The following is a 21,783-nucleotide window of genomic DNA, read 5'->3' as shown; positions in this document are numbered from 1 at the left end:
ACAGCTTTATTGATAGGCGCTATAATTGGCCCTCTTAAATAGTCGCTTCATGGGAGGTTACGGTGTTAAATCAAATTGAACCAGGGATCAGAGCGTTAGTCGAAGCGTTCATCCAATCAGACAAGCCAAATCCGTCAACTCTGCCGATTAGCCAGAGACGACAAGGATATATCGAAAGCACGGTATTAGCTGGCGATGGTCCAGAAATGTATCAGGAGTTTGTTGACCAGCTTGACCAAATAACCCTTAAGGTATTTAAACCCTCCAATGAGGCCTCGCTCCCCATTACACTTTACTTTCACGGGGGGTGCTTCATCAGTGGTGGTTTTAATACTCACCAGCAACAACTCCGGCAATTAGCTCAGCTCTCTAACAGTATTGTAGTGTGTGTCCAGTATCGACTAGCTCCCGAACATTGTTATCCGGCAGCTCATGATGACGCCTATCAGGCTGCACAACTCATTCGTCTGCACGCTCAAAAATACGGCGGAGATCCAAAGCGGATCGTCTTTGTTGGCGATAGTGCTGGCGCTCACTTGGTTTTAGTGACCAGCTTAAGACTAAAAACGCAGGCCGATTGGTTGCCAAGTCAGCAAATTCTTCTATATCCCATGCTTGATGCTTATGGGCAATCAGCAAGCTACCAACAATATGGAACAGACTTTGTGATTACAGCAGCCATGTTGTTGTCTGGATTTGAACTTTATTTGGGCAATTCTGGGGTCACAAAAAATCACCCTGAAATATCGCCTTTGCTACGCGAAGATCTCTCAGGTTTGCCGCCAACGTCTATTGTGACGGCAGAATTCGATCCCCTAAGAGATGAAGGGGAGCAGCTCTATAAAAAACTTGTCGCCAATGGCGTCGAAGCCTACTGCGAACGCTATTTAGGGGTCATTCACGGTTTCTTTCAACTGTCGGCTGTTAGCTCATCGGCTCGCAAATGCCTTGAAAACGTCGCCAGCCAAATCGCCCGTTAAACCGGTACAAGTTCTCGGCAAATTCGAATCAGCGCTAAGGCGCTGATATCTGTATTTTTATGTGCTTTTGATTGTCTTCAATGACGGTTTAGCATTTAATCATCAATAGACTATCGATACTGAATCGGAACGATGATGAAGATTGTACTTGCCGAAGTTAGACCTGAAGATCAGGCCGCCATTTTACAACTAGGTGAATCGGTAAACGAGGCAAATGTTGTGCCCTACTTAAATCCACAAGGGCAGCAAGCAATGCGTATTGCACGCGTCAAGGATATCACTCAAGCAAGCGATCCCAAGATTTATTGCAGCCTCAAGGCCTTAGTGGACCAGCGCTTAGTTGGCTATATTGCATGGCGACATGGCAATTACATTGCTCAGCTCTATGTGAGATCAGAATACCAAAGTTATGGAATTGGCAGACGCCTAGTGGAGGGCATGTTAGCGCGCTGTTCAGCCGAGTCAATTCAACTCAAAGCCTCGGTGAACGCTTTGGGTTTCTATGAAAAATTAGGATTTAAGCCTCTCTCCACAGAGCAAAGTCGTAATGGTATACGTTTTGTACCAATGGAATTAAAACTCAACCCAGAGACCCCCCTCCCCCATTCAAAACGAAAAGCTGACGACAGATGAACACTCTTTTCTCTTAGGCCACAGCTTATTGAATCGAACAGAAAATCGAAAATAGGACAACCATCTAAAGCACTCATTTATTTATATTCGAGTGACAGCTCAAGCCATTAATAAATAAGAACTAGGATGGATGTCCATTTGTTTTAATTTACTTTTCCTTTATTTGTGATTCAAATTGAACAGCAACTAATCATATATTGGGTGTAACGTATTAAATGCCGAAAGACAAAACTCCCCCGGATCGTTGAAACGTCGATTCTGATTAAGGGCTGATATAGCCGCCATTTCTTGCTCTGATAATTCAAAATCAAATAGCGCAATGTTTTCTTTAAGTCGTTCCAATTTGCTACTTTTAGGAATAATTGTACATCCGCGTTGAATGTTCCAACGCAATACCACTTGCGCAGGCGTTTTTCTTAAACGTTTTGCAGCAGCTTGAACCACATGTTGTTCTAATACCGTTTCATTTTCACCTGCCATACCTAATTCTAAATATGACAAAGCGCCTAAAGGGGAAAAAGCGACCACATCTATATTGTAATTTTTACACATCGAAATTAAGCGTTGCTGCGTATTATAAGGATGCGATTCAATTTGCAACACCGAGGGTTTAATCCGAGAATAGCTCATTAGGTCATGTATTAATGCCGAATTATAATTACAAACCCCAATCTCTTTGACTCGTTTCTCATCAACAAGTTTTTCCATTGCTTGCCAAGTTTGCTGAAGCGAGACAGCTGCAAGACTCATCGTTGGAGATTCATCATCGGTGTTAAATAACCATCCTGGTGGATATCGTTCAGCAAAAGGTATAAAAGTTTGTGCAATGGGGAAATGAATTAAATATAAATCAAGGTAATCCAGACCCAAATCTTCCAGCGATTTCTCTAATGCAGGTTTTACATGCTCCGGGGCATGGTAGGTATTCCATAGCTTAGAGGTAACCCATAGCTCTTCACGCGTGCATAAGCCATCTTTAAGAGCCATTGCTATACCTTGCCCAACCTCTTTTTCATTACCGTAATCACAAGCGCTATCTAAATGTCGGTAACCGGCAGCGATCGCGTCATAGACCGTTTGGGCACAATCCTTGATGGCAATTTTCCATAGTCCTAAACCAACTTTTGGCATCGTTGAAGTAAACATAACACCTCCTTAGAAATTAATTCACCATAACAAATAAGCAATACTAAGTAAAACTGAATTAAAAGCTTAAATTTACTTACAATTTAGTGTGAAAATTTGTTACCGTAAGCAATCATAAGGCATAAAAGAGAATGTAATGACTCAAGACGAACGCCTACTCGCACAACATGCATTACTGTTAAAGGCTAAAAAACTAACGACAGAACAGATCTGTCTGCACTTCAACATATCTCGAGACTCCGCTAGACGCGATTTAATCAAACTTGGTGAGTTGGCAGATGTGCAACGTATTCGAGGAGGAGCAATATTAGTTCCTGTGCAAGAAAGCACATTACCTTACCTGCAACGTGAACAATTGAGCGACCGTAAACTGGCAATTGGCGAAGCCGCCGCAAATTTAGTGAATGAAAATGATTTTATTATTGTCGATAGTGGAACAAGTTTAACGGCGATGGCGACATATTTAACCAATCCAGCAACGGTGGTCACCAATTCCATCGATTGTTTAGCCGTACTCGCGGATAAAGAAAGTATTCATGTTCAACTATTAGGTGGAAAACTAAATCACTACCACAGGGCAATTTTAGGACCCAAGGCCGTTAAACAACTATTAGAATATCAAGTTAATAAGGTATTTTTAGGGGTATGCGCACTGTCTGAATCTGGCTTATCAACCTCGAGTGAAGATGAAGCAGATATCAAAAAAGCGATGATTCAGCAGGCACAACAGTTGATCTTAGTTTGCGACAGTAAAAAATTTGAACAGCAGAATTTCCACCATATTTGTGGTTTAGATAAAGTCGATATGGTCATCACCGATCAGCCCCCCGGCCAAAACTTACTCAGCGCCTTTGAAAAACAGGGAATAGAACTTCTGGTCGTTAATCAGACAAGCAAAGGGAATAACAATGAACAATAAAATAAATACCCGTGTGATTAAAACGGCGATCGTTGGCTATGGCTTCTCGGCAAAAACCTTCCATCTTCCTTTTATCGATACTCGACCCGAATTCGAAGTCTCGGCAATTAGCAGCAGTCAACGCAATATAGTTCAACAGGAGTGGCCGCATGCGGAGCATTATTTTACCGCGGAAGAGATGTTGCAAAATAGTGAAGCCCAGTTAGTGATTATTACAGCTCCGAATGATGTGCATTTCTCACTGGCTAAAGTGGCATTGGAAAATAATAAACATGTTCTATTAGAAAAACCCTTTGTAACTAAAATCGAGGATGGTGAGACTTTGATCCGTTTAGCAGAAGAGAAAAATCTGCTATTAAGTGTTTACCACAATCGCCGTTGGGATGGTGATTTTCTGACAATAAAAAAATTGATTGCAGAAAACAAACTGGGTCATATCAAACATTTTGAATCCCACTTTGATCGTTTTAGACCAAACGTTCGCCAACGCTGGCGAGAACAAAGCCAAGACGGCGGCGGCATATTATTCGATTTAGGCCCCCATTTAATTGATCAGACTTTACAACTATTCGGCTTACCAGAAGCAGTAACAGCGCAGTGTAAAGTAATGCGAGAAGGCTCGACTAATATCGATTATTTTAACTTAACCCTACATTACCCAGACAAACTTGCGCGATTAAACGCCTCATTATTTTCTGCAGGTCCCAACTTACGTTTCAATGTTCAAGGGGATCGAGGGAATTACATTAAATTAGGTTTGGATCCACAGGAAGAGAGATTAAAAGCAGGTGTACTGCCTAATACAAGGGACTGGGGTAAGGAAAACCAAGACCAATGCGGCCGTTTATACTTTGAAGCATCATCCCAAGCAGAGGTAACCGAGTGTGGCGATTACCAACACTTTTACCAGCAACTGGCCGATGCGATTCGTAATGGAACGCCGCCTCCGGTATCCGCAGAAGATGCATTGTGGAATATTCGACTGATTGAATTGGCAATGGAAAGTAGTCGTTTAGGTAAAACAATGAAGGTTGAATGATGAGTACCGATAATATATTGCCTGATTTATTACTTCAGGAAAGCGAACTGCAATTTGAACGATTTAATAATCAAACTGCATGGCAGTTAGGTTGCAAATTGAAAGAGCTCGCTGAAGCAAAAAATGTTCTTATTGCCATTGAAGTATATGCCTTTAACCAGAATTTATTCAGTTATGCGATGCATGGCACCCAGCTGGATAATCAACATTGGATAAAACGAAAACGACAAACTGTTTTGCGATTTGGTCACAGCTCATACTATGTTGGTCAATACAACCAAGCTAAAAATAGAGCCTTTGAACAGCAGGCACATATTAATGCATATGAATATTGCGCGCATGGTGGAGCATTTCCGCTTAGGATAAAAGATTGTGGTTTGGTTGGTGCCGTAACTGTCTCTGGCCTCCCAGAAGAAGAGGATCATCAAATGGTCATTGATGCTCTCACAGGTTTAGTTAAGCCCGATTTCAGATAATAACTGCGACATTCATGGAAAGGTGTAGAAGAGGAAGCCAACTGCCGAAAGTGGTACGCTCTTCTCGCCAAAGAAACAAGCAGTACTACCATGAATTATCAGCAGTTGACCGAGGGGAGAAGATATCAGATTTCAGCCCTTTTGGAACAGGGGATTTCAGTACCAGAAATTGCCAATACAGTTAAATGCCACCGCTCAACTATTTATCGAGAGTTGAAGCGATGTGGTAAGAAGGAGCAGTATCTGCCAGATAGAGCCCATCAATTAGCGGTAGTGAAACGAAGGCAAGCTCGTAAGTATCGAATATCTCAGTCACGCATAGGTTTTGTAGAATTGTTGCTGACTATTGATTGGAGTCCAGAGCAAATATCTAATGTCTTAACCCGCGCTGGAGCTAACGTGAGTCATGAGTGGATTTACCGTTTTGTTGCTCGTAATAAGCGACAGGGTGGCAAACTCTTTCGACACTTACGCCAAGGCCACAAACGGTATCGACGAGGTAAGAAAGAGAAAGCGCCTGCTATCAAAAATGCTGTTTCGATAGATGAACGGCCAGAAGTTGTTGAGAGCCGCGAACGTTTTGGTGACTGGGAAATTGATACGGTTTTAGGTAAACACGGGACAGGAGCTGTCATCACCATTTTAGAGCGTAAAACACGTTTCTATCTGACAAAAAAAGTTCCCTCAAAGTCGGCAAAAGATGTGACGAAAGCAACCATTGATATGCTAATGCCTTACAAAGAATTCGTTCATACAATTACAGCTGACAATGGTCGCGAATTTGCTGGCCATGAAGAAATAGCAGAGGCATTGGAGGCCGAGGTTTACTTTGCTCATCCCTATAGCTCTTGGGAACGAGGAGCTAATGAAAACGCTAATGGCTTATTGAGACAATACGTTAAAAAAGGAACAGACCTAAGAACTGTCAGTGATGAGGATATTGAGAGGGCTCAGCGAAGGATAAATTATCGTCCGAAAAAATGTTTAGGATTCAAGCAACCCGCCGTCATTTTCAAAGAAATAATGGAAGCGGCTTGAGAATTAAGAATGTCGCAGTTCGGAGTTGAATTCGGGAGTAGTTAAACCCTAGGATATACGAATTTATTATAGTGATGGCAAGACTAAAAATGGAAGGATTTCTCCCATTAGCCGTATCTGAACAGCTCACCGTCGTGAATTGGCAGAGCAGACCCTGTAAATAATTCTGTGTAACTGCTTTGGGTTACAAGTAATCAGTAAGTCGGTCTTCAAACATAATCATAAAGCGATTGAGAGCCTGTCGCCAGTTTCTTATTGGCATCGACCAGCGTTTCGATGCATCCATAATTGCAAGATAGACAACTTTCCTCGCTGATTCATCCGTGGGGAATAGCTTACGCTTCTTTGTCGCTTTGCGTATCACACTGTTCAAGGACTCTATCGCATTCGTCGTGTAAATGGCTTTACGAATGTCCTGAGGGTAGCTGAACAATGTATTTAAATTATCCCAATGCGCTGTCCAAGAGCGGCTTATCTGTGGGTATTTATCATCCCACTGGTCACCAAATTGTTCGAGGGCCAGAAGCGCTTCTTCCTCGGTATTCGACTGGTAAATACCTTTGAGATCTGCCGTTACAGCCTTGTAGTCTTTCCAAGGGACATACTTCATTGAATTGCGCACCATGTGGACGATACAGAGCTGTATTTGGGTTTTTGGGAATACGGCATTAATAGCATCTGGAAAGCCCTTCAAGCCATCAACACAAGCGATAAGAATGTCGTTGATACCTCGAGTCTGGAGTTCAGTGAGAACGCTGAGCCAGAACTTCGCACCTTCCGTTTCAGATATCCACATCCCTAAAAGTTCTTTCTGACCTTCGATATTTACGCCCAGAGCCAAGTAAATCGCCTTATTGACGACCTGTTTGTTTTGGCGGATTTTCACCACGATGCAATCAAGGTAGACGATGGGATAGACTGCATCCAGTGGCCGTGATTGCCATTCAACAACCTGCTCTAGAACTGAGTCGGTAACTTTAGATATGAGGCTTGCAGAGACATCAGCATCGTACATTTCTTTGAACGTAGCGACGATTTCACGAGTTGTCATGCCTTTGGCGTAAAGGCTTAATATCTTGTCATCCATCGATTGAAATCGAGTTTGATGCTTACGAACAAGCTTCGGTTCAAACGAGGCATCTCGGTCTCGAGGTACATCCAGTTCAATCTCACCATCGTCGGTGATCAAGGTCTTGGATGAATAACCATTACGACTATTCTTATCGGGCTTTTCAGCGTGTTTCTGATAACCGAGGTGGTCATCAAGCTCAGCATTTAACGCTGTCTCAACAGTCACCTTGGTTAACATTTTACGAAAGTCATCTAGATCTGAAGGGGTCTTGATTGACTTAGCGGCTTCACGAGCAAATGCTTCGAGAGCTTTCTTATCCATGTTGCTTATCCTTAGCCTGTTCAGGCCTAATTATAAGCAATTACACAATTTAATTTACAGGCTCGCAGAGCAATCTAGTCATCTGCTGTCTCTATTTAAATTCACACGCAACGGAATATTTTTCTTATTCAAATCAGCTTTGCAAAGTGAGCCATTGGCTCAGTTAGGGCAGCCTTTCATTCATAGAGTTACGATGGGTGTCTAGCTATCTTTTTTTATGTAGCGTTTTTGTGCAATAATTGGAGCCTGCGACACATGCACAAAAACGGCGTAGTAAAATGTGTCGCTTGCAACTGCTTGTTATACGGCTTCATTACGACTTTAGTTCAAAGTAGATTATGAATAACCACTTACTCTGCATCTTCAATATAAAACCCTGCTACTTCAGAATTTATATGCGTAACCATAGAGTCTATACTAGCTTTCTCTGCTTCCGAGAATTCACCAATAACTTCAGCGGAATCTAGCCTTTTGATATGTATAAGGTGTTTAACCATATCTACATAATTAAACTCTTTTGAATTTTCACCATCGTGTAGTTCAACAGAAATTTCTAATTGCTCATTTTTACTAAATATTAATTTCATTATTCCTCCCTAAAATCTTTAAGGTTGTATTTTTTTACTCGTTTCTTAATCGAAGGTTTACCTCCATCAGTAACTTCGGCAATTAAATCAACAACATTTTTCCCATTAATAGATCCTTCTAATGGATTTGATGCTATTGAAATTTTGTTTTCATCATTGACACACATGATGATATTTTGTGCGTCACCTAGCATAGGTATTGTTGCCAGGGTGAGATCGCGAACATTATTTAACCAAGCTCATCCTATTTGACCTGCAGATCGAGTTGTGATCTTATACTCTCTTTTTCGAGAGTATCACCATGAGTATCGATGCCTTTTCTCTTCATTTCGGCGACCTAAAAGACCCACGTCAGTCAGCGAAAATCAGTTATCCATTATTTGATGTTCTATTCCTGACTATTTGTGCAGCGATAGCCGGTGCCGAGGGATGGGAAGACATTGAAGATTTTGGAGAAATCCACCTTGATTGGTTCCAAGATAAGGGCTTATTCAAAGATGGTTTACCTGTTCACGATACCATTGCTAGAATCGTCTCGCGCCTTGACTCTAGCGAGTTTCAGCAGTGTTTCATCTGCTGGATGGAAGCAGTCTCTGCTCGCTCCGAAGGCGAACTGATCGCTATTGATGGCAAAGTCTTGCGTGGCTCCTATGATCGTGAATCCCGGCAATCTACCATTCACATGGTCAGTGCATTCGCCACTAAAAATGGTGTTGTCATCGGTCAGCTAAAAACAGATGCTAAGTCGAACGAAATCACGGCTATCCCGGAGCTCATTAAGCTACTGGATATCAAAGGTTGTTTGGTATCTATTGATGCCATTGCATGCCAGAAAAATATCGCTTCAACCATCGTCGATAACGGTGGTGATTATCTGCTTGCAGTTAAAGGTAACCAAGAGACACTGGCTAAATCTGTTCAACAAGCACTGTTAGAAAGCGTAAAAGCTACGAGCTTACGGAATGATGTCACTATCGAACAGGGCCATGGACGTGTTGAAGTCCGTGAATATCATGTACTTCCTGCAGGTGAACTTATCAAACAGTTTCCAGACTGGAAAGGCTTAAAAAGTATCGGGGTTGCCATTGGTTATCGCATTGATAAAGCAGGTAAAGAATCACTCGATTATCGCTATTATATTTGTTCTGCAGAACTCAGTGTGGAACGTTTTGCAGCTGCTGTTCGTGGTCACTGGGCCATAGAAAACAGTCTACACTGGGTTTTGGATGCATCTATGAATGAAGATGCTTGCCAGATTTACCGTGGCAACGCGGCAGAGATCATGGCTTGTATGCGCCATATAGCTATAAACATGCTGCGTGCAGAAACGACAAGAAAAGCCAGCATCCGGCGCAAACAGAAAATTGCAGCTATGAGTTGTAGCTATTTGGATAAGGTGCTGCTGGCTGGTTTTAAAGGAGTGAGTAAAAAGTGAGCATTCATGCTCTCACCCTGTTTTCCACCCAGCGCTTAATTTGTCAAAGTCTCTTCCATCATTAGTCTTAATTTTGTAGGTCTTATTATTCATCTCTGAAAACCGATTATTCACATAATTTTCAAACTCTTGATAATTAACTAGCTTTGGTTCTCTTCGACGGAAACGATGTTTAAAAAGAGACTCGGGGGTGATATTTTCAAATGATGTAATTTGATGCTCTTTTTTTAAGGTTTCATTTATCACATCTAAAAATTTATTTTTTGTCAGCTCAAATTCATTGGCTATAGACAATGAATGTCCCATAGAAACAATCGGTTTTGTGGGGATATTAATGGAGAAGTCTGCAATTATTTCCAGTGAAGTATGGAACTGTTTTTCATACTTAAGGTATATTTTTAAACTATCTAATAAATTTTGAAACTCTTTTCTTCTAGATATTACTTGTTTATTTTCTTTTACTTGTTTGTCATCTAATTCAGTTTTATGGTTGTCAATAACTTCTCTTACACACCCCTCAAGCCTCGAACGGTCTACAGCATTTTTTAATTCAATCTTTAATTCTTGAGTCAGTTTTTGATTATGTTGGACAAGAGGGTTTTGAAGTAAGAATGAATCTATTTCATCTAGAACTTTGGTGTGGCGTTCATAATTAGCATCTGAGTAGGTTAATAAATCAACATCTCTATCACAAGGCTGTATCTTTCTTATGGGATTGTCTTGTATAGCTTCGGTTACTATTAGCCTAGCCAACGATGGAATTCTACTTAAAGACTCTTGTAGTAATTCAATTTCTGTTATCGACTGGACTAACTTAGTGAGAGTTGAGCTCAAATCTTGTAATGCATTAATAATTTTTTGTCTTTCCACTTCGTCTGGGGGAAAAACATTTTTCAAAATAGAAATATCATCAATTGTATTGTTTCGATCTTTTTGATCACAAATTTTCATTATGTAATTTTGATTAAAATAATGAGGTTTTTGACCTGCGGGGTTCACTACCTCAATTTCACCAATATTGAATGGAGTATCAAAATATATACTCTGATCTACCTTGTTAATGATCTTATGGTATACCGCATCAACAAATAGTGATTTACCGCTAGATGAACCGCCAATAACAACATTTAAACCTGGAGTTAGTTTTACATCGATATTCACATTATCATTTTTTAAAGAAACAGATTTTATGTACTCTGTCCATGAATCTGGCTTTTCACCATAAGCCAATCTTGAAGATTCAGATAAGGATAAACGAAGTCCATTAAATGTTGGAGAGGCAAGCATCCAAGTTGGTACAAAATCCGACGCTTCAACACCAGCCTTACCGTCTGGATATGTTTTAGGTGTATAGTTGTCTGTTGCTGTTACAAGGTTTACGAAATCTTTTATACCTAGACGTTCGAAATAGTTATGTGTTCTATCTAATCCACTTACCCCTCTTGCTGTAAAGCCATCAAAATGATTGTAATAAATACTTCGTTCTAAAGTTTTATCAAACTCTACATCTTTAGGAATCGACCGGTCAAAAGTTGAATGGTTTTGCCCACCATGAGGTAGAAGTAAGAACTCATGTTCGTCAAAGCAATTCATAATATCTTCTAAACTCGGAACGTCATGCTCGTTTGTAACGGCTTTTATTGGGTAAAGCTGGTCTAGTTTTTCATTTAATCTATCAATTATTTTTTCATCTATATCATTTATATTGAAAATAATATGGCAATGGTAAGGCTTGCAAGCCTTATAATTTCTTACGTGCAGCTCAACACCAAGTAATAAATTTTCAAATTCATGTATAGCTTTTAGGTAGGCACTTTTATTAATGAAATTATGATCTGTTAGGGAAATTAGATAAGGCGCCTCATTTCTAATTTCATCAATACCAGTTTTTAACGCTGTTAAGTCATAATCATGATTAGGAGCATCTGGATTCGAAGATGTATGTATATGAAAATCGAGATAAACCGGTTCCATTTAATTTACTTCCTTTAAAGTCGTAATACCTTTTTCCCTGAAGCGTTTGGTATGATTTCAAAAATAACCTACGGCAGCCAGCCAGTGCCGTATAACGCCTCAATCACCGGCTTGGTGAAGTTGGCGGATTTTTTGGAACAAAAAATGTGACAGCTTTAGCAAGTCCGAGTGCATTGACTTGTGTACGCCCAGCATGGGTATGAACTAATGAGGTGAAAGTCCTCTGTAGGAAGGTCACCGTTTAATAACACTTTGATTATTAAACGCTAACTACTAGCGAATGGCAAGGGCATTGCCGCGAGGGAATGTCTGAAGGAAGCCGGACGAAAATCTGCGAGCTGATGAACAAGAACATCATATGAGGCGTAGGCTGGAGGCGAGTTGGCACAAGACAACGAAGCCATGTGATCTAACGGCCACCGTAAATGATGCAGCAGTGCAGAGACAGTGCATGTTCTTATCTGGGGAGATCTGCTTAACTTGCGATCGTTTAACTCACTAGCTTGGCCGCTAGTTCAACAGGCCCGGCGCTTAAGCCTCATCAACTTAAGTGAGCAAACTCGATGAACAACGATAGCGCTAGTTGGGGCAACTCAAACGGTGATTAAGTAGAAGTCAGCAGACGGCATAGTAGCCCAACGCCCATCGTAATGGTTGGGACACGGTGAAGGCCTGAACCTGAAAATCAATGAGGAGCCTGTGCAGCTCATTGTCTCCGTATCCGACCGGACTGAGGAGTCATGGCGCAAAAACAGAAGCCATCATTGGAATGCAAAGGAGCTAATCGGCCGTTGTATTTTAACCGTTTTCAGGAAACGCCCTGTGCGGAGCCGCATGCAGGGTGTTGTGGGGGCTGGAGGTTAGATACCTCCGGCTACCCGATTATGGCTTTTCAGCCTGGTTTTATATTCGTATATACATAATAAAAAATGTAGGCCACAAATGAAATTGCAGTTAAGTAATGAAAATACCCTAACCACATAAATAACTGCGCTCTAACCCAAAGCCACAAATACGCTGGCCATTCATCCCAACTTTCAGGCTTTTGATGTAATCTTGTAAATAGATAATCGATAGGCTTATGATTTTCATATTTCTCTAATATGTCATAATACTCTTCAGCCAATTCATCGTAACTTTCGTCAGAATCAGATAACCCCCTTAATTTTCTAGCAAACCTGCCAAGTTCCACGCCATTTCTTTGCATTGATTCAGATCTAGACACAAAATTTTCTTGACCTAATAGCAATGAATATACAAGAACCATTACAGCCAAGACCGATTGAAAACTATTTAATAGCTGCGATGAAAGGGTTAATTCAACACCATAAGCTTGAAATAGTGGAATAAAGATTAACGCGCATGAAATGAAAGCAACAGTCCACTGAGATACTTTTTGGTGTCTTGCAAGTCGCTCACTTGCTCTATAGCGTGACTTTGTTGTTAACTTAGTTCGACGTAACAACTCTTTTATTTTACTACCCTCTAACTCTGCCACTATTTGAAATCCTTGTTGCCATAACAGTATATTAATATGCAAATTCCCATCTTTCACGCATGCGAAGTTACCACCTATCACGCAGCACAGAAATTCACACAGCCTTTAATATTCAATTTTATCAACAGCATATCAGTGAATCACCATTTTGACCATGCGTGAAAAATGGTAATGCATTTGCAGAAAGATGGGAACCCACTTAACTGTATACAATCGGCTCTTCACCGTTCTTGGTGGAAAGTCATATCAAGCCCTCCAAAGTGAAATAAAATAGCTCGCTTAAAGCGTTCTTTATTTCTAACAATAAACTAGACACCCATTCTAAAAACAAAAACCTTTCACACTCTCGATAGCCAAGATTACGCTTTTAAATCCCATCATCTTCGCCGAGTAGCGCAAATGAACAAGGGAGCAAAGTTGAAGTCTGTTTGAGCGTAGCGAGTTGCGCAGGTGCTTGGCACTAAGCCAGCAAGGATAAAGATAATGCAGGGCGACCTTTGTTTTGGCTTCGCTAAGCTTGGGCCGTTAAAGCGTAATAACCTCGCCGCGAGGCGAAACTCTCGAATAAGAATGGTAAGTCTGCATACGGTCCTTCGTTATATTTACCCCCTAGCAATCATCAAACAGCAATTCTAAGTATCAAAATAAAACATTAGGCAAAATAATAGCTATTTTTACCCCTTCGTTTCGCAACATACATCGATTCGTCGGCCGCTTTAATTAAGCACTCAAGGTCGTTGCCGTGCTCAGGATAAAAAGCAATGCCAATGCTTGCGCCAATCTCCGCCTGACCATTGTTTAAGGCATAAGGCTTGGCAAGTGTTTCAATTATTTTACTGGCCACCTTGGCTGCTTGTTGTTCGGTATGGCTATCCATTTGCACAATAATGAACTCATCACCGCCTAGCCGAGCGATAAAATCTGATTTACGCAAGCTCAATTTCAAGCGCTCGGCCACGGCTTTTAACACTTCATCACCTGCGTCATGACCATAGGTATCATTAACGGTTTTAAAATCATCCAGATCAATGAACATTAAAGTTAAACGCTGCTTCACTCGGGCCGCTTGATGGATCAACAACGCGACATTTTCCTGCATTAGATGTAACGACGAAAGCCCGGTCAGCGCATCGTAATGCGCCAGTTGTCGAAGCTGCTCCTGTGCTTCTTCGGCAACCGTCAATGCCAGATGCAACTCGGTAATATCGTATTCAACGACCAGTAATAAAAAATCCCCACTGAGCGGATGACGAGTGATGCGTATATCTAAAGTATGGGTGCGTTTTCCCTGGCTGGTATTCATCACATATTCCCAGCGCCCACCTTGCTCTTTTAATGCCTGCTCACGACAACCTTCACCTTCTTTGGGATCAGCAAAGCGCGCCGCGAAAGTAGACCCGTCGTTGACGATTTCACTATGATTGAGGTGTTTATAAGCTTCTGTCGCCGCGGGATTTTCGATCACCACCTCACCAGCCTGGGTAAAACTGGTGACCAGCACCGTGGTATAACGCATTGCTTCAACCAGTAGTAAGTTTTCTGGCTCAGCCCCCAGATCGACCTCTTCGTTAATAAAAGCAATAATGGCGCGATGTTTGTCCGGGCCGACTAATACCGCGCGATGCATCATATGTAAGGTTTTAGGTTTACCGTTGGGATAAGTTGTCCACGGATCAACGGTTAAGCCATTTTTTGCCGCTAATTCAAAAGTTTGGGCAGTACGTTCTCGGGCACCTTGAGTATCCCCCGACAAATCTTTGGCAATCAGTTGGCCAAGGTTTTCCAGGCCCCAAAAACGGACCGCCGCCGAGTTCCCCCACCACCAACCGTGCTTATCCAGATCAAATATCCAAACAACGTTAGGAATAAGTTCGTATAGGGGCAACTCGTCATGAGAGCGGATATGAGGTAAGTGACTATATTTTTGGTTCATCGATATTCACAATGTCCAGGTTGAGACGACTGAATAATGTTGCTTAAAACGAATGAGCTTGTGACGCCCTCATTCTAACTCGAGTTCTCTAATACGCGACTCAATACAAACTCGGTGCGGTGTTCTGTTTTATCAATAAAATACCAAATGCTTTTTAGTCGCTCAATGCTGCACTTATCGGCAATACCAACGGCAAAATATGATATCACTTGTTCAGCATTGACCGAAGCCATAAATACCCTAGAACTCCACCAACTGTGGTATGACTTAAAGCTTAGCCATTAGTGAAGAACGGGTTGCTTCGCCTGTGAAACATGATCGCGACTCAAAGGTACGTTCACCGCCATTTCTTGCCATTGTTGCTGCATCTGTTGATAAGGACTTAAGCCAGAATGACGCTGTGCAAAGTCATTTAAAATAACTCCCCAACGAAACTCTTCCATTTGCTGCTTAGGCACACCGCCTTCGCGCTGAGCCATTGCCAATACCAAACCTTTCACTTTATCAAGTTGCGGGGTGATTGGGTGATTGACCCCTTCGGTGACCATGATGTTTTGAAAATCAGCCAGCATTCGCTGTTTTAAACACGCGGCTTCATCTTCTTCCAGATCCGCCACGGCGATCGCTTCTGTTAGTAAGCGCAGCTGTAGAACCCGAGAAAAATGCAGGTAATCCGCTTGGCATAAATCAAAGAATAATATGACGTAGCCACTATTTCGCTCAATCACGGCCAAACACTCGTGGTCACCAACAGCAAAAGCATGAGCACTCCAGCGATGGCGGAAAAAAGCATGCTCTAAGGAAGGAAATGCCCGTGGTAAGCTTGCTTGCACATTTTCACTGATCTGTATTTCTATCATAATTTGCTCAATCCTGATGTTAATCATCTTGATTGAGCAAAAACAGTGCCAGCAGCTAGCGTCAAAAAATTAACGGCGATTAAGCCAGCTCGGCTAGGACCTCGCTAAGGGACAAGCGGATCTCATGATTCAATAGCTTAAGCTGCTCGCTAGGGGGGATCAGATCGGGAACTTGATACACTTGCATCCCGGCAGCCACCGCTGCACGCACGCCATTGTCTGAGTCTTCAAAGGCCAGACAATGCTGTGGATCTACCGCCAAACCCTGCGCAGCCTTAAGGAAAATCTCCGGATGAGGTTTACTATATGTGACTTCACAACCGGTTGAGATATGATCGAAAAACTGACGGATCCCCGCATGCTCCAATTTCTTTTCTGCCGTATCTCGGGCCGATGAAGTGGCCAGCGCTACCGGAATCGATTCAGATTTAAACCATTGCAACAAAGCCAGCGCCCCAGTTTTTAAGGGAACTGCTTGATGCATCACAATTGCATGATACTTAGCTATCCAACACGCCCGTAATTGGTCATAAGGGAGGTCTTGGCCGTAGCCTGCACATAAGATTTTTTTAATCTGTTGCGCATTAGTCCCAATAATTTGTAAGTAAACGGACTCTTTAAATTCGATACTCAACTCGGCGCAAGCAGCTGCGAAGGTATCGTACGACACCCGCTCACTATCGAGTAATAAGCCATCCATATCAAATACAGCGGCGCGATAAGCCATAGTTTTTTCCACTTTGATTACTCGCTAATTGATGAGGGTAAATATTGATTGGAGCAATACCATAGCAGCGATACTTAACAATCTACAGTATTAAGTATCGCCAAAATGTCAGTTCTAAAAGAATAGATGCGCCATCAACGCAATCAACGGCAAGGTGACTAGGGTACGAATTAAAAATATCGCAAACAACTGCCACAATTTCACCGGCAACTGGCTCCCCATAATTAAGGCACCCACTTCCGATAAGTAAATCAACTGCGTCACCGACACTGCGGCAATCACAAAACGGGTGATATCGGCTTCGATAGATGCGGCAAGAATCGAAGGAATAAACATATCGGCAAAGCCTACCACCAAGGTTTCTGAGGCCCGTGCGGCTTCTGGCAATTGCAACAACTCTAATAAAGGAATAAACGGCTTGCCTAAGTAAGCAAAAATAGGGGTGGTATCTGCAATCACTAAGGCGACGGTTCCCACAGCCATAATTACCGGTAATACCCCAAGAACCATGTCTAATACGTTGTGCAGCCCTTCTTTAAGCAATTGTTTTGGATGACTGGCTCGGCCCGCTTGATGCCGCGCTAAGCTATATGCCCAAGCAACGCTGCTATAGCCTTCGGGAAGCACTTCACTATTTTTCTGGCGCTGACTGCCATCGATGAACTTATCACTAAAGCCCGACAGGGGTGGCAAGCGCGGTACAATGACCGCAGCTGCAACACCAGCGACACACACGGTTAAGTAAAAGGGCGCAAACATGTGCTCCAAATTAACCTGCGCTAATACCACCAAACTAAAGGTAATCGACACCGCCGAAAAGGTTGTCGCTATCACGACGCCTTCACGCTGAGTATAGTGTTTGTCTTCATATTGTTTGTTGGTCAACAAGATCCCGACACTGCCATCACCTAACCAAGATGCCATACAATCTACGGCGCTGCGGCCCGGCAGCCCAAATACCGGACGCATCACCTTGCTCAGTAAAGTGCCCACAAACTCTAGCAAGCCAAAATTCAACAAGAGTGGTAATAACAAGCCAGCGAAAATAAATACACTGAGTAGTGTGGGTAGTAAGTCTCCTAAAATGAGTCCACCAGTATCACCCGACCAAATCGCCTCGGGGCCTATCTTGAAGGCACACAGCAATACTAATACCCAGCCCAGCATACGGATCCCATACCAAGCCTTTGAGACCTTAAACAGAGACGTTAATAAGGCATTTTTACCCAACCAACGAGGCTTGGTAAGCAAGGTATAAGTCGACATGATGGCACTAATCGTAATAAACCCCACGACCAGCCATAAGGCGCTATCGCCCAGGCCTGCTACCAAGCTTTTTGCCAAGATAGCCACCGGAATCGTGTAAGAACCGTTATAAGGCAGCGGTAGCATGAACAAAAAGATCCCCAGCAAAGACGGTAAGATAAACTTCCAAGCTGGGATTTGAGTTGAGGGGATGGTTTGATCGGAATCAGGCACGCTGAGCGCCTCCACGTCACGCATATAAAATCACTCTATTAAGCTAAATGTGTTGTTATATTCACAGGAGATGAATATATATTTTCGCGGGAGAATACCTGCAAAACACTAGCCATTCAAGATTTTTAAGCTGCTTTTTTGACTTAAAGCAAAATCATAAACTAGATATTGAACCAGACACCTCTTACTAAAACCAATTCCTCTAAAGTGGTTTTTGGCTTATATATCAAACCAATGCCATCGCAAGCAATGCTGCACACAAATCAATGATGTGGTTTTAGATAAGGCTGCAAAACTGTAGCCCCAAAACGACACAAGGCGAGCTTGAGCCATCGAGGTAGCTGCGCGCCTTAATCGATGGGATATCATGCGTACTAGAGGAAATCTTCACCACGAAAATTATGTTCAGCCAAGCGTGCTTGCCCAAGGTAGTGAGTGATAATCAATTGCCGAGAACTCGAATTGGTTTGAAAACGCAGCTTCGGACTGTCCTGCCACAGGCTATCTTCAGCACGTCGCCACAAAATTTCATCGGCTTGTAATTGGCAATAATAGCTTTGAGTTTGGCCATGTTTGCTTAGTCGCAATTGCCATAAGGGAGCTTGACTGCGATAAATACTGACTTGTTTTGGAGCCACCGAGGCCATGCTCGCGATGCCTGCTTGGCATACTTGCTCTGGCCGAAAGCCGGTTAAGTTGGGTTTTGCCGCCAAGAAAAACCAGCCGAAAATACAGAGCACTAGAATTTTGACTATTCTCATGCGAGCACGACTCGTTGAATAAAACTGGCTAATAGCGCATTACTCTCTGGCGTTTCCTGAACTCGGCTCAATACTTGCTGCAAATGCTGCTCCCCCTGCGTGTACTGATGTTTAAATTGGCTTAACCGCTCAACCAAGATACTGCGATTCACTTCAGGATGAAACTGAGTTGCCCAAAACGGTGCCAGTTTGTGCTTAAAGGCATGCAAACATTGTTCACTATAAGCCAATACTTGACAACAGTCCGGCAAACAAAGTGCACTATCTCGATGGACCGATACCGCCAAAAACGGATCTGGAAGTTCTTTAAACAGCGGGTCTTTGGCTGCGGCTCGGTGAAGATGAAGCGCCAAGGTTCCCATTTCAAAACCTTGCGACTGGTGATGAATTTCTCCTCCTAAAGCTAATACCGATAACTGAAAGCCAAAACAAGAACAAAAAGTCGGAAGCTGTCGCTCAATACAGGCGAGTAATAAACCTTGAATGGCGGATACAAAAGGATAACGCTGCGGTTGCAGCACGCTGGCTTCACTAGAGCCGCCCACTAATACCGCATCCACATCAAGTAATACTCGTTCGTCAAAATGAGCTTGCTCAAAGACATTCAGCACGCGAAATTGCGCCGCTGGTACGCCACAAAAATGGCTAAAACTAGCGAGTTCTTCGATACGTGTATTCAAATCATCGCGAATTTGAATCAACAAAATCGTTAATTGCTCTGCTGATCGATTCATCTATCACTCTAGTTATACGAACATGAGGGATCACTGTGTCTTCCCAAACCCATACGGCGTCTATTTAATCATAGTGCTTCCCCCTCATTTAAGCGACGCGGCCAAATCATGAACCTAAGGCTTGTTGAGCATTGATGAATAATTTTAGCGCCATGTCTCGCTTCTTTATACGAAGGAAGAAACGCTAACATGCAATGATGAAAATGCCCCCCTAATCACAAGCTAGAAAACAGCGACAAATACTTTGGTCTAGAAGCGGGCTAAAGCAACATCCTCTACATCAACAAATACTCACCGCATTTCAGCAGCAGATGATTTTTATCTTGATTGCTGCAAATTAGACTTATTTAAGCTAGTCTTAGGGGCAAGTTAAAGGCCATATTAGGAAGCGCTTTATGCATGAACGTCGCCAATTTTTGCGAGTATTATTTGACCGCCCAGCCTCTCTCAACCACGGAGAGCAATTTTGGTCATGTAAACTATTAGACTTATCTCTGCGTGGAGCTCTGGTTACGCTCCCCCAAGACTGGGATGAACAATTAAGTCAACTCACGCTTAGCTTTAACTTAACTGACATGGCCGTTGAAGAACTGACCATTACCATGGATGTAGAAGTAAAACATCTACGAGACAAACAGCTAGGCTTACGCTGTCTTCATCTTGACTTAGAAAGCGCCAGTCACCTTAAACGCCTGATTGAACTCAATTTAGGTGATGATGAACTGCTACACCGAGAGTTAGAACACTTAGTTGCACAACCGATAGAAGCGGATTAAACCGCTTCTAAAGCTTCAACCAGCTTAGCAACCGCTATCACCTCAAGTCCCTTAATGGCTACTTTGGGTCGATTTGCCAAAGGGATTATAGCGCGTTTAAAACCATGCTTAGCCGCTTCATTTAGCCGTTCTTGACCATTGCTCACCGGTCGAATTTCACCCGATAAGCCCACCTCACCAAAAACCACTAAATCACGAGGCAAGATTTGATTACGAAAACTCGAGACCATTGCCACCAACAGGGCTAAATCGGCACCAGTTTCGGCAACTCTCACGCCACCAACAATATTGGTAAATACATCCTGATCCGACATCTGAACCCCCGCATGGCGATGCATCACGGCCAGTAACATCGCTAAACGGTTTTGCTCAAAACCCACTGCAACCCGTCGCGGATTAGCCATTTGGCTATAGTCAACCAAGGCTTGGATCTCCACCAACAGCGGACGAGTCCCCTCCCATACCACCATCACCACCGAGCCAGGTGCGGGCTCTTGACCTCGCGATAAAAAAATTGCCGAAGGGTTGGAAACTTCCCGCATCCCCTGCTCGGTCATCGCAAACACCCCTAACTCATTAATCGCTCCAAAACGGTTTTTGTGGCCGCGCAAGGTACGAAAACGCCCATCGGCATCACCTTCTAACATAATCGAGCAATCGATGCAGTGCTCCAACACTTTAGGCCCTGCCAAAGAACCATCTTTGGTCACGTGTCCTACCATAAACATCGCTATATGGTGTTGTTTGGCAAAACGAGTCAACCAAGCGGCACTCTCTCGAACTTGACTAACGCCTCCGGGAGCCGACTGAATATCTGCCATATGCATCACCTGGATCGAATCAATAACCATCATTTTAGGTTTAACTTGTAAGGCGATTTGACCAATTTGCTCAACACTGGTTTCGGCTAACAATTGCAGTTTGTCTTTCGGTAAGCCCAAACGTTGGGCTCGCAAAGCGATTTGTTGAAGCGACTCTTCACCAGTGACATACAAGGTAGTCATATGCTGAGCCAAGCCACACATGGTCTGCAGTAACAAAGTACTCTTCCCGGCACCTGGACTGCCGCCAATCAAAGTGGCACTTCCCGGCACAACGCCACCGCCAAGAACCCTATCAAACTCAACAAATCCAGTCGAAAAACGTGGTAATTCAGCTAAATCAATACTGTCTAAGGTTTGAACCTTACCGACACTGGTCCCTCCTGCGTATCCGCTAAAGCGGTCATTACGCGCAGGCGCAGCACTTAAACGGACTTCACTAATGGTATTCCAGGCTTTACATTCACCGCATTGACCTTGCCAGCGCGGGAAGTCAGCACCACAGTCGTTACATACATAGGCCGTTTTCACTTTTGCCATTTCGCCCCCTAACCACAACTCAGTGCAAAAATAT

22 protein-coding genes are annotated in these 21,783 nt (G+C 42.9%); 8 read left to right on the top strand and 14 right to left on the bottom strand.

The window, feature by feature from the left end; translation table 11 throughout:
* Nucleotides 1-62 precede the first annotated feature (62 nt).
* Entirely contained in the window at nt 63-980 is a 918-nt protein-coding gene (locus tag ACRRSW_RS04450) for an alpha/beta hydrolase (protein ID WP_432460993.1), read from the top strand.
* A 132-nt stretch (nt 981-1,112) separates the two neighbouring features.
* Entirely contained in the window at nt 1,113-1,613 is a 501-nt protein-coding gene (locus ACRRSW_RS04445; protein WP_432460992.1) for a GNAT family N-acetyltransferase, read from the top strand.
* Nucleotides 1,614-1,799: 186 nt separating this feature from the next.
* Here the strand turns inward: ACRRSW_RS04445 and ACRRSW_RS04440 are convergent, their stop codons facing one another.
* A complete protein-coding gene (locus ACRRSW_RS04440; protein ID WP_432460991.1) occupies nt 1,800-2,759 on the bottom strand; it encodes an aldo/keto reductase in 960 nt (319 codons plus the stop codon).
* A 136-nt stretch (nt 2,760-2,895) separates the two neighbouring features.
* On the opposite strand from ACRRSW_RS04440, the gene ACRRSW_RS04435 reads away from it, so the two are divergent.
* The 4 genes from ACRRSW_RS04435 to ACRRSW_RS04420 all read left to right on the top strand — a co-directional run bounded on the left by ACRRSW_RS04435 (nt 2,896) and on the right by ACRRSW_RS04420 (nt 6,231).
* Nucleotides 2,896-3,678 carry a DeoR/GlpR family DNA-binding transcription regulator gene (locus ACRRSW_RS04435; RefSeq protein ID WP_432460990.1) on the top strand — a complete coding sequence of 261 codons (783 nt, stop codon included), beginning with the start codon at nt 2,896-2,898 and terminating at the stop codon, nt 3,676-3,678.
* Nucleotides 3,668-4,717: an oxidoreductase gene (locus ACRRSW_RS04430; protein WP_432460989.1), complete on the top strand. Its 1,050-nt coding sequence runs from the start codon at nt 3,668-3,670 to the stop codon at nt 4,715-4,717. The genes ACRRSW_RS04435 and ACRRSW_RS04430 overlap by 11 nt, the downstream gene beginning before the upstream one ends.
* The gene (locus ACRRSW_RS04425) at nt 4,714-5,193 is read left to right on the top strand and encodes a heme-degrading domain-containing protein (RefSeq protein ID WP_432460988.1); all 480 of its coding nucleotides are present in this window, start codon (nt 4,714-4,716) and stop codon (nt 5,191-5,193) included. The genes ACRRSW_RS04430 and ACRRSW_RS04425 overlap by 4 nt, the downstream gene beginning before the upstream one ends.
* A 90-nt stretch (nt 5,194-5,283) precedes the next feature.
* Nucleotides 5,284-6,231, top strand: coding sequence for an IS30 family transposase (locus ACRRSW_RS04420; RefSeq protein WP_432458936.1), 948 nt, complete (start codon nt 5,284-5,286; stop codon nt 6,229-6,231).
* 184 nt (nt 6,232-6,415) lie between these two features.
* Here the strand turns inward: ACRRSW_RS04420 and ACRRSW_RS04415 are convergent, their stop codons facing one another.
* The 3 genes from ACRRSW_RS04415 to ACRRSW_RS04405 all read right to left on the bottom strand — a co-directional run bounded on the left by ACRRSW_RS04415 (nt 6,416) and on the right by ACRRSW_RS04405 (nt 8,405).
* Nucleotides 6,416-7,624, bottom strand: a complete 1,209-nt coding sequence (locus ACRRSW_RS04415) for an IS256 family transposase (RefSeq protein WP_432460987.1) — start codon at nt 7,622-7,624, stop codon at nt 6,416-6,418.
* Between the two features lie 350 nt (nt 7,625-7,974).
* The gene (locus tag ACRRSW_RS04410; protein ID WP_432460986.1) at nt 7,975-8,211 is read right to left on the bottom strand and encodes a hypothetical protein; all 237 of its coding nucleotides are present in this window, start codon (nt 8,209-8,211) and stop codon (nt 7,975-7,977) included.
* Nucleotides 8,211-8,405 (bottom strand): hypothetical protein, encoded by a 195-nt coding sequence (locus tag ACRRSW_RS04405; protein ID WP_432460985.1) that lies wholly within the window; start codon nt 8,403-8,405, stop codon nt 8,211-8,213. Before ACRRSW_RS04405 ends, ACRRSW_RS04410 begins: the two co-directional genes overlap by 1 nt.
* Before the next feature lie 107 nt (nt 8,406-8,512).
* Here ACRRSW_RS04405 and ACRRSW_RS04400 point away from each other — a divergent pair, with 107 nt between their 5' ends.
* On the top strand, nt 8,513-9,646 hold the full coding sequence (locus ACRRSW_RS04400) for an ISAs1 family transposase (protein WP_432460984.1): 1,134 nt from the start codon (nt 8,513-8,515) through the stop codon (nt 9,644-9,646).
* A 12-nt stretch (nt 9,647-9,658) separates the two neighbouring features.
* Here ACRRSW_RS04400 and ACRRSW_RS04395 read toward each other — a convergent pair whose 3' ends face one another.
* The 9 genes from ACRRSW_RS04395 to ACRRSW_RS04355 form a co-directional block, all read right to left on the bottom strand.
* Entirely contained in the window at nt 9,659-11,620 is a 1,962-nt protein-coding gene (locus ACRRSW_RS04395) for a hypothetical protein (RefSeq protein ID WP_432460983.1), read from the bottom strand.
* Nucleotides 11,621-12,512: 892 nt separating this feature from the next.
* Nucleotides 12,513-13,118 carry an SLATT domain-containing protein gene (locus ACRRSW_RS04390; RefSeq protein WP_432460982.1) on the bottom strand — a complete coding sequence of 202 codons (606 nt, stop codon included), beginning with the start codon at nt 13,116-13,118 and terminating at the stop codon, nt 12,513-12,515.
* A 652-nt stretch (nt 13,119-13,770) separates the two neighbouring features.
* Nucleotides 13,771-15,051: a diguanylate cyclase domain-containing protein gene (locus tag ACRRSW_RS04385; protein ID WP_432460981.1), complete on the bottom strand. Its 1,281-nt coding sequence runs from the start codon at nt 15,049-15,051 to the stop codon at nt 13,771-13,773.
* A gap of 74 nt (nt 15,052-15,125) precedes the next feature.
* Complete coding sequence (locus ACRRSW_RS04380; RefSeq protein WP_432460980.1) at nt 15,126-15,284, bottom strand: hypothetical protein; 159 nt, start codon at nt 15,282-15,284, stop codon at nt 15,126-15,128.
* 48 nt (nt 15,285-15,332) lie between these two features.
* Nucleotides 15,333-15,911 (bottom strand): hypothetical protein, encoded by a 579-nt coding sequence (locus ACRRSW_RS04375; RefSeq protein WP_432454437.1) that lies wholly within the window; start codon nt 15,909-15,911, stop codon nt 15,333-15,335.
* Between the two features lie 79 nt (nt 15,912-15,990).
* Entirely contained in the window at nt 15,991-16,638 is a 648-nt protein-coding gene (locus ACRRSW_RS04370; RefSeq protein ID WP_432454439.1) for an HAD family hydrolase, read from the bottom strand.
* Between the two features lie 114 nt (nt 16,639-16,752).
* Complete coding sequence (locus ACRRSW_RS04365; RefSeq protein WP_432454440.1) at nt 16,753-18,141, bottom strand: YjiH family protein; 1,389 nt, start codon at nt 18,139-18,141, stop codon at nt 16,753-16,755.
* A gap of 350 nt (nt 18,142-18,491) precedes the next feature.
* Nucleotides 18,492-18,878 carry a hypothetical protein gene (locus ACRRSW_RS04360; protein WP_432460979.1) on the bottom strand — a complete coding sequence of 129 codons (387 nt, stop codon included), beginning with the start codon at nt 18,876-18,878 and terminating at the stop codon, nt 18,492-18,494.
* Nucleotides 18,875-19,612 (bottom strand): type 1 glutamine amidotransferase, encoded by a 738-nt coding sequence (locus tag ACRRSW_RS04355; RefSeq protein WP_432454442.1) that lies wholly within the window; start codon nt 19,610-19,612, stop codon nt 18,875-18,877. Before ACRRSW_RS04355 ends, ACRRSW_RS04360 begins: the two co-directional genes overlap by 4 nt.
* A gap of 395 nt (nt 19,613-20,007) precedes the next feature.
* Here ACRRSW_RS04355 and ACRRSW_RS04350 point away from each other — a divergent pair, with 395 nt between their 5' ends.
* A complete protein-coding gene (locus ACRRSW_RS04350) occupies nt 20,008-20,388 on the top strand; it encodes a PilZ domain-containing protein (RefSeq protein ID WP_432454443.1) in 381 nt (126 codons plus the stop codon).
* On the opposite strand, the gene radA is transcribed toward ACRRSW_RS04350, so the two are convergent.
* Nucleotides 20,385-21,749, bottom strand: a complete 1,365-nt coding sequence (radA, locus tag ACRRSW_RS04345) for a DNA repair protein RadA (protein ID WP_432454444.1) — start codon at nt 21,747-21,749, stop codon at nt 20,385-20,387. The two genes, ACRRSW_RS04350 and radA, sit on opposite strands and share 4 nt — an antisense overlap.
* Between the last annotated feature and the right edge of the window lie 34 nt (nt 21,750-21,783).

Origin of the sequence: Agarivorans sp. QJM3NY_25 (assembly GCF_050870875.2) — a bacterium.
Taxonomy (GTDB): Bacteria; Pseudomonadota; Gammaproteobacteria; order Enterobacterales; family Celerinatantimonadaceae; genus Agarivorans.
This window is presented reverse-complemented; position numbering and strand designations above follow the sequence as displayed.